Here is a 15,864-nt window from a genome sequence, read left to right on the forward strand (position 1 = left end):
CTGTAATGCCTGCGACGGCGGCCATCACTGTCACAACATCGGCAGCGGCTGCAAGGTCAAGCTCTAGTCCTAGTCGTACAGCGCCGTCCAGACGGTGAATCTCGACAGCAGCTCGACGATGTCTCGGCCGCGTTCGCTGTGCTGATACAGCGAGTCGTTCGAACCGATGCCATCGCAGCTGCCCGGCATACCGCTGATGACCAGCCCTGTGACGACCAGATCACGTAGCGCTTGGACAAGATTCCGCCGTGCGCCGGGAATTTCGGACTGAATCTCGGCGATGGTCAGCGGTCCATCCGTCAGCACGTCGAGCACGTCGACGAGATAGGGCCGGCTTATGAGCTCGCGCAGATGCGCTCGGCTGCCCCATTGGTCCAGACCACAATCCGACATAGGGCGCCAACGTAGGGCAACTGCAAGCCGCGCCACACCAACGTTTGCGGAATTCGAACATCGCAAACGTCAATCTTTACGAAATCCCTACGGCCTGCGCTGCGCCGCGTGAGCCCGCCGAAACTAGGCTCGCTTCTCGTGTCTTCGCCCACGTCACTGATGAAACGCCTAGTCCTTGGCCGGCCGTTTCGCAGCGACAGCCTCGGCCACACGCTGCTATCGAAGCGGATCGCGCTGCCGATCTTCGCCAGTGACCCGTTGTCGTCAGTCGCGTACGCCACCCAGGAAATCCTTCTCATCCTGACCCTCGGGGGTCTCGCCTACATCCACCTGGCGCCGTTCGTCGGCGTCGGCGTCGTGGTACTGCTGGCCGTCGTGGTGCTCTCCTACCGTCAGGTGGTCCGGGCCTACCCCAGTGGCGGCGGGTCCTACGAAGTGGTGTCGCGGAACCTCGGTCCGCTGGCCGGGTTGGTGGTAGCCGCCGCGCTCATGGTGGACTACGTGATGACCGTCGCGGTCTCGGTCGCCGCCGGCGTTGACAACATCATTTCCGCGTTCCCCGATCTCAATGCCTACCGAGTCGCTATCAATATCGGCTTCATCCTCGCGCTCACCGCGATGAACCTTCGCGGTGTACGAGAGTCCGGCCGTGTCTTCGCCATTCCCACGTATGCGTTCATCGTGGGCGTCTACCTCATGGTGGGACTGGGTCTGCTACGTGCTCTGCTGGGACATCCACCGGTCGCCGAAAGCGCCCACTACGACATTCGGCCAGAACAAGTGGGACTGACGACGGTGGCGTTGATCCTGCTGGTGCTCCGCGCATTCTCGTCGGGCTGCACCGCACTGACCGGCGTCGAGGCCATCTCGAACGGAGTTCCCGCCTTCCGTAAGCCCAAGGCGCTCAACGCAGCCCGAACCATGACGGCGATGGGGTTACTGGCTACCACGATGTTCGCCGGTGTGACAGTGCTGGCGATGATCGCGAAAACCCGAGTCGTGGAGAACACCTGCGATCTGGTCGGCTTCCACGGCGACTGCGAAACCGAACCGCAGCGCACCGTCATCGCGCAACTGGCTGCCGCCGTTTTCGGCAACAACAGCGTGATGTTCTTCTACATCCAGGCCGCTACCGCCCTGATCCTTGTACTCGCCGCGAACACTGCCTACAACGGATTTCCGCTGCTGGCATCGATTCTCGCCCAGGATCGCTATCTCCCCCGACAACTGCAGAATCGAGGTGATCGCCTGGCTTACTCCAACGGCATCGTCCTTCTCGCAGTCGTCGCCGGTGGACTGATCTACGCCTTCGACGGATCGGTGACCCGACTGATCCAGCTCTATATCATGGGTGTCTTCACGTCGTTCACGCTCTGCCAGGCCGGCATGGTACGACACTGGAACGCTGAACTGCGGCACGCGGTCACACCGGCTGAACGCCGAAAGATCAACAGCGGCAGAGCCGTCAACGCCTTCGGAGCCCTCCTGACCGGTCTCGTGCTCGTGGTGGTCATGATCACCAAATTCACCCACGGCGCTTACCTCGTCGTCATCGCGATCCCGATCCTCTGTGTACTGATGCACGCCATCCACCATCACTATGCTTCGGTGCGAGACGAATTACGGATCGCTCCCGACGACGAGGAGACGCTCCCGAGCCGGGTGCACGCCGTCGTGCTGGTCTCGGGGTGGAACAAGGCCACCCAGCGCGCCGTCCTGTACGCGCGCGCCACAAGGCCCCACACATTGACGGCCGTGACGGTGAACATCAACGACGCCGAGACCCGCGCGTTGCACCGCGAATGGGAGAGCTTGGACATCGATGTACCCCTGAAAGTGGTGGAGTCGCCCTACCGCGAGATAACCAGGCCGGTGCTGCAATACGTGAAGCGGGCACGCCAGGGGCCTCGCGATGTGGTGTGCGTATACATCCCAGAAACCGTGGTGGGGCGGTGGTGGGAAAACCTGCTGCACAACCAGAGCTCACTGAGACTCAAGGCGCGACTGCTGTTCGAACCGGACGTGATGGTGACCAGCGTCCCGTACCAACTCCACACCGCCGCGCGCCGCAACCTCAGCACGGTCGAACACGGCCCCGGCGACGTCCGCAGCGGTGTCGACCGATCCATCCGTTACGAGACCAGCATCGATTGAACGGTTGACCGCCGGAATTGACGGGTATGCCAACCAGCATGGAGACGGCCCACCCGCGCAGACTCCAGCGACCGGGAGTCGGCCTACTGGCGGTACAGGGCGCCGCAGTCCTCGTCGCCGCGGCATTCCTGGTTGCCGCGATCGCCGGCTTCATCCCCGGCCTGACCACCCACCTGGACCAGCTCCGTTGGCTGGGTCGCGAATCGCACGCCGAACTGTTCGGTGTCTTCGCTGCTTCGGTGGTGCACAACCTGCTGCATCTGGCCTTCGGAGTGGCGGGTCTGGTGCTCTCCCGCACCTTCGCCAGAGCCCGGGCCTACCTGATCGGCGGGGGCCTGATCTATCTCGGACTGTGGGTCTACGGCCTGCTCGTCGATTTAGCCGGTCCGCGAAACATGCTGCCGCTCAACAACGCCGACAACTGGCTGCACCTGGCGATCGGTGTGGTGATGACCCTGCTCGGTGTCACGCTGGCCGGTAGCCGCATCCCTACCGGAGCCAACGGCGAACCGCTGATCCCACCGGAGGACTAGCGATCAGATGATCGACAGCGCGATCCCGTCGAGAATGTCGTGCTCGCTGACCACCAGTTCGTCGACGCCGGCCCGCTGCCCCAGCGCATACGCCAGCTCCTCGACGACGATCGAACCGCCGCCGATGACGTCGACGCGCCCCTCGTGCATCGGCCCCAGCGCAGCACGCTGCTTGCGGGTCATGCCGATGAGCTGCTCGCAGACCTCCAGCAGATCGGGGAAGGCGACCCGAGAAAGGTGGATCGCGTCGGGGTCATAGGTGGTCATGTGCTGGGCCAGCGCGGCGAGGGTGGTGAACGTGCCCGCCACCCCGACCCAGGTCTTGGCGCGATCCACCGGCACCACCCGCAGTGCCTCGCCGAGACGTTCCCGCACCACCTCGCGGGCCGCGGCCACCTCGGCGACCGTCGGCGGATCGGAGTGCAGGCAACGCTCGGTCAGGCGCACGCAGCCGATGTCGGCCGAGAAGCTGGCCTGCACGCCGTTCCCGTCACCGACCACCACCTCCGTCGACCCACCACCGAGGTCGACAACCACGAAAGGTGCGGCGGCGCTGTCGAGTTCACCCACCGCGCCGTTGAACGACAGCTCGGCCTCCTCCTGACCGCTGATCACCTCGGCGATCGCACCCGGGACCGCGGAATCCAGCACCTCGGCGGTCATCGCGAAGAAGACATCCCGGTTGGCCGCGTCGCGAGTGGCTGATGTCGCCACCATGCGCACCTTGGGCACATCGAATCGCCTGAGCAGCTCGCCGTAGTCGGCCAGGGCCGAGCGGGTGCGGGCCAGCGCGTCGGGCGCGAATTGCCCTGTGGCGTCGACGCCTTGGCCCAGCCGCACGATCCGCATCTCCCGGTGCACATCGTGCAGACGCCCGCCGGCCGAGTCGGCGATCAGCAGCCGGATCGAATTGGTGCCACAGTCGATGGCCGCCACCCTGTTGGTCTCTACGTCGATGTCCACACCCCCCTATCCAGAATTCCCGCCATCCCCGGCTCAGCGGCCAGCACCGCCAGAGCTTCGTCGCCAAACGGGTTGACGCCCGGGCCTTTTGCCAGCGAATGCGCGATCAGCACGTGCAGGCATTTGATCCGGTCGGGCATGCCGCCACCGGTGAACGAAGTGCCCAGCGACTCGATCGCATCGCGCTCGGCCAGATAAGAGTCATGGGCTCGGCGGTAGGCCGTGGCCAGATCCGAATCCTGTTGCAGCCGCTCACTCATGTCCCGCATCAGCCCGTCGGATTCCAGCCTGCTCGCCGCGGCGGTCAGCACCGGGTGGGTCAGATAGTAGAGCGTCGGGAACGGCGTGCCGTCGGGCAGCCGCGGCGCGGTTTTGACCACAGCCGGTTCACCATTGGGGCAGCGATACGCGATCTCCAGAACGCCGCGCGGCTCGCGCCCCAACTGCCGCGCCACCGCATCGAGATCGGCGGAATCAACCACCGGGCACCGGGGGTGGTGGTGCACCACCGTCTGCTGGTGGCGGCAACGCAGGCTGGGCCGGATCCACGGCCGCAGGCACCGGTGGACCGTGCGGTGTATCGGCGATGGTATGCCACAGCGAGGTGTACCACGGGTCGGTGCTGCGGACCGGTGCCGCCTGCGGACTGGCATCAGTGGTGACCACCGCCCCCGCCGGCAGCTGCACCTGGAAGGGGATGTCACCTGGCATGACGAACCCCAGCCGCTCACGGGCCTGCGCCGCGATGTACACCGGATCGCCCAGCTTGGCCTTCTGCGATTCCAGGTCGGAGATCTGCTTGCGCAGCGCCTCTTCCGACGCATGAAGCTGCTTCATCTCGGTGCGCTGCGCGAAATACGTGCGCACCGGTCCCGCGATCGTCAACGTCAGCACGCAGACCAGCGCCGCCAGGATGGCCGCGCGGCGCGCGGTGAAGCCCAGCCGCTGTTCGCTCTGGCGCTCCACCGAGGCTGCGATCGCACGCCGGATCGGCTCGGTAACGCTGTGCGCTGCAGTGGATGTCGCCGGCCCAGCGGCTCCGACGGGCTCCGGCTTGGCCTTGGTTTCAGCAGGGCGGGGTTCACGTTTGGCCGCCGGCGACGTACGCGAGCGGACCCGCCCCGACGGACCCGGCCGAGAGGCCGGGGCACGTCGTTTCGGGTCGGGCCGCTTGCTTTCCGCCACAGTCTGTTTCAGGCCTCTTTCGGGTCCCTTGGCGCCTTACTCGCCGACCACGAACCGCGGGAAAGCCAGGTCGCCCGCGTAGCGCGCGGCGTCGCCGAGCGCCTCTTCGATGCGCAGCAACTGGTTGTACTTTGCCACCCGCTCGCTGCGAGCCGGTGCACCGGTCTTGATCTGGCCGCTGCCGACGGCCACTGCCAGATCGGCGATCGTGGTGTCCTCGGTTTCGCCGCTGCGGTGGCTCATCATCGTGCGGTAGCCGCTGTTGTGCGCCAGCGCGACGGCGTCGAGGGTTTCGGTGAGCGTGCCGATCTGGTTGACCTTCACCAGAAGTGCGTTGGCCGCACCGCGCTCGATCCCCTCCTCGAGACGTTCGGGGTTGGTGACGAACAGGTCGTCGCCGACCAGCTGCACCCGGTCGCCGATCGCGGTCGTCAGCTCGACCCAACCGTCCCAGTCGTCCTCGGACAGCGGATCCTCGATCGACACCAGCGCGTAGGAATCCAGCAGACCGGCGTAGAACTCCGCCATCTGCGCGGCGGTGCGGGTCTCCTTCTCAAAGGCGTAACCCGTTCCCTGCGTGTAGAACTCGGTGGCGGCGACGTCGAGCGCCAGAGCGACATCAGTGCCGAGCTTGAAGCCGGCGCCCTCGATGGCGGTGCCGATCAGATCCAGCGCGGCCTTGGTGCCGGGCAGGTCAGGGGCGAAGCCGCCCTCGTCGCCCAGACCGGTGGACAGACCTTGCTTCTTCAGCACCGACTTCAGCGAGTGATAGACCTCCGCACCCCAGCGCAGGGCTTCCTTGAAGCTCGGTGCGCCGATCGGGGCAATCATGAACTCCTGGACGTCGACGCCGGTGTCGGCGTGGGCGCCACCGTTGATGATGTTCATCATCGGCACCGGCAGGATGTGCGCGTTGGGTCCGCCCAGGTAGCGGAACAACGGCAGCCCGGCACTATCGGCGGCAGCCTTGGCTACCGCCAGCGAAACGCCGAGGATGGCGTTGGCGCCCAGCCGCGACTTGTCGGGGGTGCCGTCCAGGTCGAGCAGCGCCTGGTCGATCAGCCGCTGATCGTCGGCGGACAGTCCGATGACCGCGGGGGCGATTTCGTCGAGAACCGCCTCGACCGCCTTTTCAACTCCCTTGCCGCCGTAGCGGGCGGCGCCGTCGCGCAGCTCGACCGCTTCGTGCTCGCCGGTCGACGCACCCGACGGGACGGCGGCGCGAGCGAACGTACCGTCGATCAGGGCCACCTCGACCTCCACGGTCGGATTGCCGCGCGAATCGAGAATCTCGCGGGCCGCAACCTGCTCGATGATGGGCACTTGGTGTTCTCCTTAGCGTCGTGGCGTACGACGAATGTCCTCGTCGGGCGGATGGGCAAGCCGTTCCATAGCCTAGATGGTCACCAGCGCGGAAGCGCTCCTAGAGCCGGGGCTAGAGCGCATGCCCTTGGGCATAGGCCGTCGCCCAGTCCCGCACGGTGCGCGCGTACTGGTCAGAGTGGTTGTAGGCGTGCAGTGCGTTCATCCAGCCACGCGGCGTTGCGAGGTCCTTGCCACGGAAGCACAGATACCCGGCGGCCGACAGCGCCGCGTCGTCGATGTTGTCCGGGCTGATCACGCCATCGTTGTTGGCGTCGACGCCGTAGAGCCGCCAGGTCTCGGGGATGAACTGCATGGGCCCCATCGCCCGGGCGTAGACCGGCTCGTCGCTGCCCAGCGACTCTTCATCGTCGATGATCTCGAGGTTGCCATTGGTGCCGTCCAGGTGGACTCCCCGGATGGGCGGGCTGACGTCGCCGTTGGGCGCGATGACGGCGCCGCGGTAGGTGCCGTGGTGGCTTTCGACCATGCCGATCCCCGCCAGCGTCGTCCACGCGAGATGACAGTTGGGGTTCTCCACCTCCGCCACCCGCGCGGCGTACGCGTAGGCCTCCAGCGCGATGACCGGAATACCGAGAGCGGGCGCACGCTGGGCCGCCCAGTCGCGCAGCTGGTCGGCCGGGCGGCCCTTGGCGTGGGTGTCGACCGCGGGCACCGGGTCGCCGGGCGGTGGCGGTACACCGTCGGGGATGGGTATGCCGAGCTGCCAGGAACAGCTCGCCCCGAGCAGCATCGCAGCCACCGCAACGACGGCGACAGCCCGCAGCCAACGCGTTGACGACACAGCACTCCTCGAACCCAACCGAACGTGTTCATCGTCCCACGGGTTCGGTGCCGCCAGGCCCTGCGGCGGTGCCAAGAGAGGCCAATTTCAGCCCGGGCCATAATGCTAAGGTGAGCCGAACCTTGGTTTGGCAAGCCTATGCTGCTGTCAATCTCCTGAGCATGTAGAGGACGTGCCGATGAACGACCTGGCGGGGATCTCCACCGGCGTCCACACCACATTCAGCGCGACCGGCCCAAACATCACCGCCCAACTGTTCGGGAGCGGTCTGATCGGCCTGCGTGAAGGTTTGGAGGCCGGGATCATCGTGATGGTCCTGATCGCGTTCCTGGTGAAGTCCGATCGTCGCGACGCCCTCAAATGGGTGTGGCTCGGGGTCGGCGCGGCGGTCCTGATGACGGTGGCGGTGTTCCTCACCATCCAATACGGCACCTACACGATCAAAGACCTGGCCGCCGAGGCCATCGCCGGAGTGGCATCGCTGGTGGCCGTCGCGATCGTCACGTCGATGGTGCTGTGGATGCGCAAAGCATCCGCCAGTATGTCCGGCGAGCTCCGCGCCGGCATGTCGAAAGCACTTGAGACCGGCGCACTGGCCGTGTTCATGCTGGCGTTCCTGGCCGTGGGCCGGGAGGGCTTCGAGACCGCGCTGTTCATGGTCGGCTACGCCGAAGCCGAGACCTCCTGGCCGCTGCTGGGGTTGCTGATCGGCGTGCTGACAGCCGCCGCGATCGCGTGGGGCATGTACGCCGGCGCGGTGCGGATCAATCTGGCCAAGTTCTTCTCCTACACCGGCGTGTTCCTCATCGTGGTCGCCGCGGGTGTTCTGTCCTACGGCATCGGCGCGCTGCAGACCGTCGGCTGGCTGCCCGGCTTGAGCTCGCGGGCCTTCGACATCAGCGCGGGATTCAACTGGTCGGCCTGGTACGGGGAGATCGTCCAGGGCGTCTTCAACATCACCCCGACGCCGACGGTGCTACAGCTGATCTGCTGGCTGGCCTACATCCTCATCGTGCTCGGCCTGTTCCTGCGGCCCACCCGCTCGGCGCCGAAACCGGCCGCCGCGGCCGCCGCGGCCGCCGAAGTTTCCACCGATAGTGCCGGCGCCTCCGAAGACTCGGGGCACTCCACCCTCTCCGAAAGGTCCAATCAGTGACGCTCACCCACGGCATCAAGACCGGTACTGCCGCCGTCGCCACGATCCTCGCCGGAGTTTCACTGGCCGCCTGCACGGCCAAGGAAAACAAGTCCGCGGACTCGAGCACCAAGACACCCGCCGAGATCACCGTCAACGCCTCCGACACGCAGTGCACGCTCTCGGCCACCCAGTCCGGGACCGGGCCGAGCACTTTCGTGATCACGAACAACGGCACCAAGGTCACCGAGTTCTACGTATACGGCGCCGGCGAGCGGGTGATGGGCGAGGTCGAGAACATCTCCCCCGGGCTCCAGCGCAAGCTGATCGTGCAGCTGGCCGAGCCGGGCAAGTATCAGACCGCCTGCAAGCCGGGGATGATCGGCGACGGCATTCGCGGCGACTTCACCGTGACCGGCAACGCCGTCGCGGTCGACGAGAAGGCCGAGTTCAAGGAAGCCGCCGAGAGCTACAAGCGTTACGTGAACAGCCAGACCGACGCGCTGGTGCCGGCGACCCAGCTCTTCGTCGACGCCATCAAGAAGGGTGACGTCGCGGCGGCCAAGGCGCAGTATCCGATTGCGCGCACCTACTACGAGCGCATCGAGCCGGTGGCCGAATCGTTCCCCAACGACCTCGACCCGCGTATCGACCTTCGTGAAGCCGACCTGGAGCCTGGCCAGAAGTGGACCGGATTCCACCGGCTCGAGAAGGACCTGTGGGTCAGCGGCCTGCAGCCGGACACCAATGCCGTCGCCGACCAGCTGGTGGCCGATGTCAAGGAACTCAACGACGGCGTGAAGGCGCCTGACTGGACCATCGACTCCACTCAGATCGCCGGTGGCGCACAAGGTCTGCTCGACGAGATCGCGGCCAGCAAGATAAGCGGCGAAGAGGACATCTTCAGCCACACCGACCTGTGGGACTTCCAGGCCAACGTGGATGGATCACAGACGGCCGTCGCGTCGGTTCGCCCCATCCTCGACAGCCGCAATCCCGACCTGGGCAAGCGCGTCGACAAGGGCTTCGCCGATGTCGAGGCGCTGCTGGCCAAGTACCGCAAGGGCGATGGGTTCGTGTTATACGACACGGTGACCGAGCCTGCGCGCCAGGAACTCTCGCGTGCGATTGACGCGCTGAGCAAGGAGGTAAGCCAGGTGCAGGGTGTCATCGCCCCCCAATAGCGCCGGCGAGACTGCCCCCGCCCATCCGGGGCAGTCTGGTCTGTCTCGACGCAAGCTGTTCGGTGCCGCCGGTGTGACTGCCGCGGTGGTCGGCGCGGCCGGCGCCGGGGCGCTGGCCGGGCGGGCATCGGCGGCCGACTCGCACACCGGCGGGCTGGACAAGCCGGTGCCCTTCCGCGGTGAGCACCAGGCCGGGATCGTCACCCCGGCCCAGGACCGGATGCACTTCGCCACATTCGACGTCACATCCGATTCCAAGGCCGACGTGGTCGCCATGCTCAAAGAGTGGACGGGCATGGCGGAGCGGATGACCGAGGGTCACGAGGCCGTTCACGACGGCGCCGTCGGCCTCAATCCCTATGCGCCGCCGTCTGATACCGGTGAGGCGCTGGGGTTGCCCGCGTCGCAGCTGACCCTGACCATCGGGTTCGGCCCGTCGTTCTTCCTCAAGGACGGCGAAGATCGTTTCGGTATCGCCGGCCAGAAGCCGCAGCTGCTGGAGAACCTGCCGAAGTTCCCCAACGAGACGATGGACCCGGCCCGCTGCGGCGGCGACATCGTCGTACAGGCCTGCGCCAACGACCCCCAGGTCGCGGTGCACGCGATCCGCAATCTGGCCAGGGTCGGCTTCGGCACGGTCGCGGTGCGCTATTCACAGCTGGGGTTCGGTCGCACCTCGTCAACCACCCGCGAGCAGGCCACGCCGCGAAACCTGTTCGGGTTCAAGGACGGAACGAACAACATCAAGGCCGAGGACACCGACGCACTGACCCAGCAGGTGTGGGTGGCCAAAGGCGACGGTCCGGACTGGATGACCGGCGGCAGCTACATGATCAGCCGCCGGATCCGGATGCGCATCGAATCCTGGGATCGCACCACACTTCTCGAGCAGGAACGGGTGATCGGCCGGCAGAAGGGCAGCGGCGCGCCCAACGGGCTCACTCAGGAATTCCAAGAGCTCGACCTCGACATCGTCACCAACAAGAACACCCCGCTGATCGACGTCGACGCCCACGTGCGGCTGGCATCCCACCAGCATCTGGGCGGCATTCGTATCCTGCGCCGCGGTTACAACTTCACCGATGGCTCCGACGGATTCGGGCATCTGGACGCCGGGCTGTTCTTCATCGCGTTCGTGCGCAACCCGGTCTCCCAGTTCATCCCGATGCAGATGGAACTGGCCCGCCGCGATGCGCTCAACGAGTACATCACCCACAACGGCAGCGGGATCTTCGCCATCCCCCCGGGACTGCGCGACGGCGACTACTGGGGCTCGACGCTGCTCGGCTGAGCCTCGTCGAGCAGGTCCGGCTCCTCCGGTTCGACTAAGTCGACATCGTCGACAGCCAGCTCCGGAACCTCGAATTCGTCGGCGGAGTCGATGAGCACGATGTCCACATCGTCGAGCGGATCGTCGTCGGCGGAGACCACCTCAGGCACCAGCGGTTCATCCAGCAGGCCGGGGCCCGCGGTCGGCCAATGCCGGCGCCACTCGTCGTCGCTGACCGCACCCAGAGGCGCGGCCGCGTCGAGCTGGCTGGGAACATCGGTGTCGCGGCGGTTGGCCGCGATCGCGCGCTCGACGGCGCGTACGGTGTCCATGAACTCCAGAACCGCTGTGCGCAATTCGTTTTCGGCGTCCTTCTCAGCCGCCACAGTGACCGTCACGATAGCGCCGGGAATGAACTCCGCGGGCAGCCCGGCGATCAGCACCCGCGCAATCACCTTCTGCGCCAACGCCAATGCGGGCTGAGCCGTCGGCACGTCGTCGACGCAGGACACCCGTTTGTTGGTCTCGAGAGACTTGCGCTGCTCCCACTGGGCCAGCTGGTCTTCCAGCGAGATCGACTCACCGGCCAGCACCGCGGGCACCCGGTTGCCGAGCTTGCGCACCAACGCGTCGGCGACGTCATCGATGGTGAACGAATGCTGGGACGCCTCCTCGGCGATGCGGGCGTGAAACAGCACCTGAAGCAACACGTCTCCGAGTTCGTCACGCAACTCGTTGAGGTTGCCGCCACGGACCGCGTCGAACAGCTCGTACGTTTCTTCCAGCAGGTAGCGCCGCAGCGAGTCGTGGGTCTGCTCGCTCTCCCACGGCCCCGCGGTGCGTAGCTTGTCCATAATCGCCACCGCGTCGACCAATCGCTCGCCGGGCGCCGGCGCCGGCGCGGCGATCAGCCGTTCACCGCCGGCCAGCCGGGCCCGTACTTCGGGGTGCTGACGGTCGGAGGACAACAGCACCGGGGCGTTGTCGCCGGTGTACACCGGGCGAGCCGACGGCAGCGACCAGGGCACCTTCACCGGCATCTCCTCGGTGTACTGCACGTCGCCGCCGAGCAATTCGACCGCGTCGACGGGTAGCAGCGAGGGACGGCGCGGATCGACGAGGATGACGGTCATCGCCGCTCTCCCTTCTCCGCACCAGCAGGTGTGAAGGTCGTTATATCAAGCTCACCGTGCGGTTGTCCGTCGAGTGCCAGAAGCAGGTCCGCGACCATCTGCACCAATTCCAGGTCACGGATCCGCGGCGCCGCGACCCCGCTGCCCGAACGCGGGATCGGCACCTGCACCGTCGAGGTCGTGGCCCGATAACCGGCTCCGGGATACACCCGCTTCAGACGCAGTTGCGCAGAGTCGGGCAGCGTCAGCGGTGACACGCGAATCGTTGTGGCCGAACCACTTCCGGTGGCAGCCACTTCGGTCACCCCGTACCCGCGGCACAGCAGACGCAGGCGTGCGACCGCCAGCAGCCGCTGGGCGGGCTCGGGCAACGGCCCGTAGCGGTCGGTCAGTTCCTCGACGACCGAGACGATACCCGCATCATCGGTGGCGGCGGCCAGCCGGCGATAGGCCTCCAGCCGCAGCCGGTCGCTGGCGATGTAGTCCGGCGGCAGGTGGGCGTCGACCGGTAGATCGATGCGGACATCCTTGGGTTCCTCGACCGTGATGACGGCCTCGCCGTCATCTGCTGCTTTCAAAGCCGCCCGATAGGCCTCGACCGCCTCACCCACCAGCCGGACGTACAGGTCGAATCCGACCCCGGCGACGTGGCCGGATTGCTCGACACCGAGCACGTTGCCTGCGCCGCGAATCTCCAAGTCCTTCAACGCCACTGCCATACCCGCGCCGAGTTCGTTGTTCTGCGCGATAGTGGCCAGCCGGTCGTAGGCGGTCTCGGTGAGCGGCATCTCCTTCGGGTAGAGGAAGTAGGCATAGCCGCGCTCGCGGCTGCGGCCCACCCGCCCGCGCAGCTGGTGCAGCTGGGACAGGCCGAAAGTGTCGGCACGTTCGACGATCAGCGTGTTCGCGTTGGAGATGTCCAGTCCGGTCTCGACGATCGTGGTGCAGACCAAGATGTCGTATTCGCGGTTCCAGAATCCCTCGACCGTGCGCTCCAACAACTCTTCGGGCATCTGGCCGTGGGCGACCACCACCCGCGCCTCGGGCACCAGCTGCCGGATCCGGGCAGCCGCGCCGTCGATGCTGCTGACCCGGTTGTGGATGTAGAAGACCTGCCCGTCGCGCAGCAACTCACGGCGCAGTGCGGCGGCGACCTGCTTGTCGTCGTGCCCGCCCACATACGTCAGCACCGGATAGCGCTCCTCGGGCGGGGTGAGGATCGTCGACATCTCCCGGATGCCTGCCAGGCTCATCTCCAGGGTGCGCGGGATCGGAGTGGCGCTCATGGTCAGCACGTCGACGTGGGTGCGCAGGCTCTTGATGTGCTCCTTGTGCTCCACACCGAAGCGCTGCTCCTCGTCGACGACGACCAGGCCGAGGTCCTTCCAGCGCACCGCGGTCTGCAGCAGCCGGTGGGTGCCGATCACGATGTCGACGCTGCCGTCGGCCATACCGTCGATCACCGCCCGCGACTCGGTGGGATCGGTGAACCGGGACAGGCCTTTCACGGTCACCGGGAAGCCGGCCATCCGCGCGGTGAACGTCTGCAGGTGCTGGTCGGCCAGCAGCGTGGTGGGCACCAGCACCGCCACCTGCTTGCCGTCCTGCACGGCCTTGAACGCCGCCCGCACCGCGATCTCGGTCTTGCCGTAGCCGACGTCACCGCAGATGACCCGGTCCATCGGCATCGACTTCTCCATGTCGGCCTTGACCTCCTCGATGGCGGTCAGCTGGTCGACGGTCTCGGTGAACCCGAACGCGTCCTCCATCTCGGCCTGCCACGGGGTGTCGGGGCCGAAGGCGTGCCCGGGGGCGGCCTGCCGCTTGGCGTAGAGCGACACCAGTTCGCTGGCGATTTCCCGAACCGCCTTGCGCGCCTTGGTTTTCGTGTTGGTCCAGTCGCTGCCGCCCAGCCGGCTCAGGCCAGGTTCCTGGCCGCCGACGTAGCGGGACAGCTGATCCAGGGAGTCCATCGGCACGAAGAGCTTGTCGGCGGCTTGTCCGCGCTTACTCGAGGCATACTCCAAAACCAGGTATTCGCGGCGCGCACCGCCGACGGTGCGCTCGACCATCTCGACGAACCGCCCGATGCCGTGCTGGTCGTGCACCACGAGATCACCGGCGGTCAGCGCCAGCGGGTCAACGGTGTTGCGCCGCTTGGCCGCCAGCCGCCTGCCTTCGGGCGCGGACGCCCGGTTGCCGGTCAGGTCCGTTTCGGTGATGACCACGAGATTGGCGCCCGGCACGATGATGCCGTCGTGCAGCGGGCCGCGAAGCACGCCGACCACGCCAAGTTTGGGGGCCTGGCCGGGCTCCAGCATCCCCGCCGGGATGTCGCGCTCGCCAAGCTGTTCGACCACCCGGTGGGCGGTGCCGGTGCCGGGTGCGACAACGGCGGCATATCCCCCGGTCATCACATGGGCCCGCAGCATCGCGAAGATCTCGTCGACCGTGCTCTGCTGCCCGCGTGCCGACGGGGCGCTCCGCACGTCGAGTTCGACAGCGTTCTCCGCGGCGAGCTGGCTCAAGGTCCACCACGGGCGGTTGCTCGCCCGGGCCGCGTCGCGGACGTCGTCGAGCTCGCGGAAACCGGAGCCGCCGAGCTGCTCGACGTCGATCGGGGCGTCGCCGCCGATCGCGGCCACCGACCACGATGCCTCGAGGAACTCGCGCCCGGTCTTGATCAGGTCGGCCGCACGGGTGCGCACCTTCTCCGGGTCGCATATCAGGAGCGGTGTGTCGGCGGGCAGGTGATCGATCAGCAGCGCGAGTTCGTCGGGTCGTAGCACCGGTTGCAGTGCCTCCATCCCGTCGACCGGGATGCCTTCGGCGATCTTGACCAGCATTTCCCCGACGCTGCCGGTGATGTGGTTGTCGTCCGGTGGCCGCGTCTCGATGAGCTTGGTGGCGCGGGCCCGCACTTCTTCGGTGAGGAGCAGCTCACGGCAGGGCACCGCGACGACGGTGTCGACGTCGATCTCCGGGATCGAGCGCTGGTCGGCGACCGCGAACATCCGCATCTCGCTGACCTCGTCGCCCCAGAATTCGACCCGGACCGGGTGCTCGGCGGTCGGCGGGAAGACGTCGAGGATGCCGCCGCGGACCGCGAATTCGCCGCGCTTGCCGACCATGTCGACCCGGGTATAGGCCAGCTCGACCAGCCGCGAGACCAGCTGGTCGAAGTCGAACTCCGCGCCGACGTGCAGCGTGACCGGCTCGATATCGGCCAGATCCGGCGCCATCGGCTGCAGCAGCGAACGCGCGGTCGTCACCACCACCCGCAGCGAAGGCCCCAGCCGGGCGTCGTCGGGGTGGGCCAGCCGGTACAAGACCATCAGGCGCGCGCCCACGGTGTCCACGCCGGGCGAGAGCCGCTCGTGCGGCAGCGTCTCCCAGGACGGGAACATCACGGCGGCGTCGCCGAAGACGCCGCGCAGTTCGGCGGTCAGGTCGTCGGCCTCGCGCCCGGTCGCCGTCACCACGAGCACCGGACCGCCGCGGGCCAGCGCGCACGCGGCATACAGCTGCGCGCTGGACGGCCCTACCAGGGCGAGTTCTTCGGGACGTTCGGTGGCGCGCTGCGCGAGTTCGACGAAAGCCGGCGCGGTGAGCGCCAAATCGACCAGCCCCGCGATCGGGGGCTGGACATACTGGTGCCCCGGTGCGGTCATGATCCCCCATCCTAGGCAAGACCACCGAAGGCGTTGCGGCGGGCCGCGATTCGTCCGTCCGCTGTGACGCAGGTCG

13 protein-coding genes are annotated in these 15,864 nt (G+C 66.9%); 5 read left to right on the forward strand and 8 right to left on the reverse strand.

Annotated features, from left to right (window positions below; genetic code table 11):
- Positions 1 to 69: 69 nt before the first annotated feature.
- Complete coding sequence (locus tag CG716_RS12740) at positions 70 to 393, reverse strand: hypothetical protein (RefSeq protein ID WP_094480011.1); 324 nt, start codon at positions 391 to 393, stop codon at positions 70 to 72.
- A 159-nt stretch (positions 394 to 552) separates the two neighbouring features.
- Between CG716_RS12740 and CG716_RS12745 the strand changes: the two genes are divergently transcribed.
- Together CG716_RS12745 and CG716_RS12750 are read left to right on the forward strand one after the other, a co-directional pair.
- The gene (locus CG716_RS12745; RefSeq protein WP_207760672.1) at positions 553 to 2,547 is read left to right on the forward strand and encodes an APC family permease; all 1,995 of its coding nucleotides are present in this window, start codon (positions 553 to 555) and stop codon (positions 2,545 to 2,547) included.
- 38 nt (positions 2,548 to 2,585) lie between these two features.
- Positions 2,586 to 3,080, forward strand: a complete 495-nt coding sequence (locus CG716_RS12750) for a DUF4383 domain-containing protein (RefSeq protein WP_234817828.1) — start codon at positions 2,586 to 2,588, stop codon at positions 3,078 to 3,080.
- A gap of 3 nt (positions 3,081 to 3,083) precedes the next feature.
- On the opposite strand, the gene CG716_RS12755 is transcribed toward CG716_RS12750, so the two are convergent.
- The 5 genes from CG716_RS12755 to CG716_RS12775 form a co-directional block, all read right to left on the reverse strand.
- Positions 3,084 to 4,043, reverse strand: coding sequence for a Ppx/GppA phosphatase family protein (locus tag CG716_RS12755; protein WP_207760665.1), 960 nt, complete (start codon positions 4,041 to 4,043; stop codon positions 3,084 to 3,086).
- Positions 4,028 to 4,525: a DUF501 domain-containing protein gene (locus CG716_RS12760; protein WP_094480254.1), complete on the reverse strand. Its 498-nt coding sequence runs from the start codon at positions 4,523 to 4,525 to the stop codon at positions 4,028 to 4,030. The genes CG716_RS12755 and CG716_RS12760 overlap by 16 nt, the downstream gene beginning before the upstream one ends.
- On the reverse strand, positions 4,518 to 5,228 hold the full coding sequence (locus CG716_RS12765) for a septum formation initiator family protein (protein ID WP_094480019.1): 711 nt from the start codon (positions 5,226 to 5,228) through the stop codon (positions 4,518 to 4,520). Before CG716_RS12765 ends, CG716_RS12760 begins: the two co-directional genes overlap by 8 nt.
- Positions 5,229 to 5,264: 36 nt before the next feature.
- Positions 5,265 to 6,551 (reverse strand): phosphopyruvate hydratase, encoded by a 1,287-nt coding sequence (gene eno, locus CG716_RS12770; RefSeq protein ID WP_094480021.1) that lies wholly within the window; start codon positions 6,549 to 6,551, stop codon positions 5,265 to 5,267.
- Positions 6,552 to 6,663: 112 nt separating this feature from the next.
- Entirely contained in the window at positions 6,664 to 7,395 is a 732-nt protein-coding gene (locus CG716_RS12775; protein WP_094480023.1) for a lytic transglycosylase domain-containing protein, read from the reverse strand.
- A gap of 178 nt (positions 7,396 to 7,573) precedes the next feature.
- Between CG716_RS12775 and efeU the strand changes: the two genes are divergently transcribed.
- From efeU to efeB, 3 genes are read left to right on the forward strand one after another with little or no spacing between them, the layout of a single operon-like run.
- Positions 7,574 to 8,551, forward strand: coding sequence for an iron uptake transporter permease EfeU (gene efeU, locus CG716_RS12780; RefSeq protein ID WP_094480025.1), 978 nt, complete (start codon positions 7,574 to 7,576; stop codon positions 8,549 to 8,551).
- A complete protein-coding gene (efeO, locus tag CG716_RS12785; protein WP_094480027.1) occupies positions 8,548 to 9,714 on the forward strand; it encodes an iron uptake system protein EfeO in 1,167 nt (388 codons plus the stop codon). The genes efeU and efeO overlap by 4 nt, the downstream gene beginning before the upstream one ends.
- Positions 9,695 to 11,005: an iron uptake transporter deferrochelatase/peroxidase subunit gene (gene efeB, locus CG716_RS12790; protein ID WP_094480029.1), complete on the forward strand. Its 1,311-nt coding sequence runs from the start codon at positions 9,695 to 9,697 to the stop codon at positions 11,003 to 11,005. The genes efeO and efeB overlap by 20 nt, the downstream gene beginning before the upstream one ends.
- Here the strand turns inward: efeB and CG716_RS12795 are convergent.
- The gene (locus CG716_RS12795; RefSeq protein WP_094480031.1) at positions 10,978 to 12,117 is read right to left on the reverse strand and encodes a nucleoside triphosphate pyrophosphohydrolase; all 1,140 of its coding nucleotides are present in this window, start codon (positions 12,115 to 12,117) and stop codon (positions 10,978 to 10,980) included. The genes efeB and CG716_RS12795 overlap by 28 nt on opposite strands.
- On the reverse strand, positions 12,114 to 15,788 hold the full coding sequence (mfd, locus tag CG716_RS12800) for a transcription-repair coupling factor (protein WP_094480033.1): 3,675 nt from the start codon (positions 15,786 to 15,788) through the stop codon (positions 12,114 to 12,116). Before mfd ends, CG716_RS12795 begins: the two co-directional genes overlap by 4 nt.
- Between the last annotated feature and the right edge of the window lie 76 nt (positions 15,789 to 15,864).

The sequence above is a fragment of the Mycolicibacterium sphagni genome, assembly GCF_002250655.1.
GTDB lineage: Bacteria > Actinomycetota > Actinomycetes > Mycobacteriales > Mycobacteriaceae > Mycobacterium > Mycobacterium sphagni.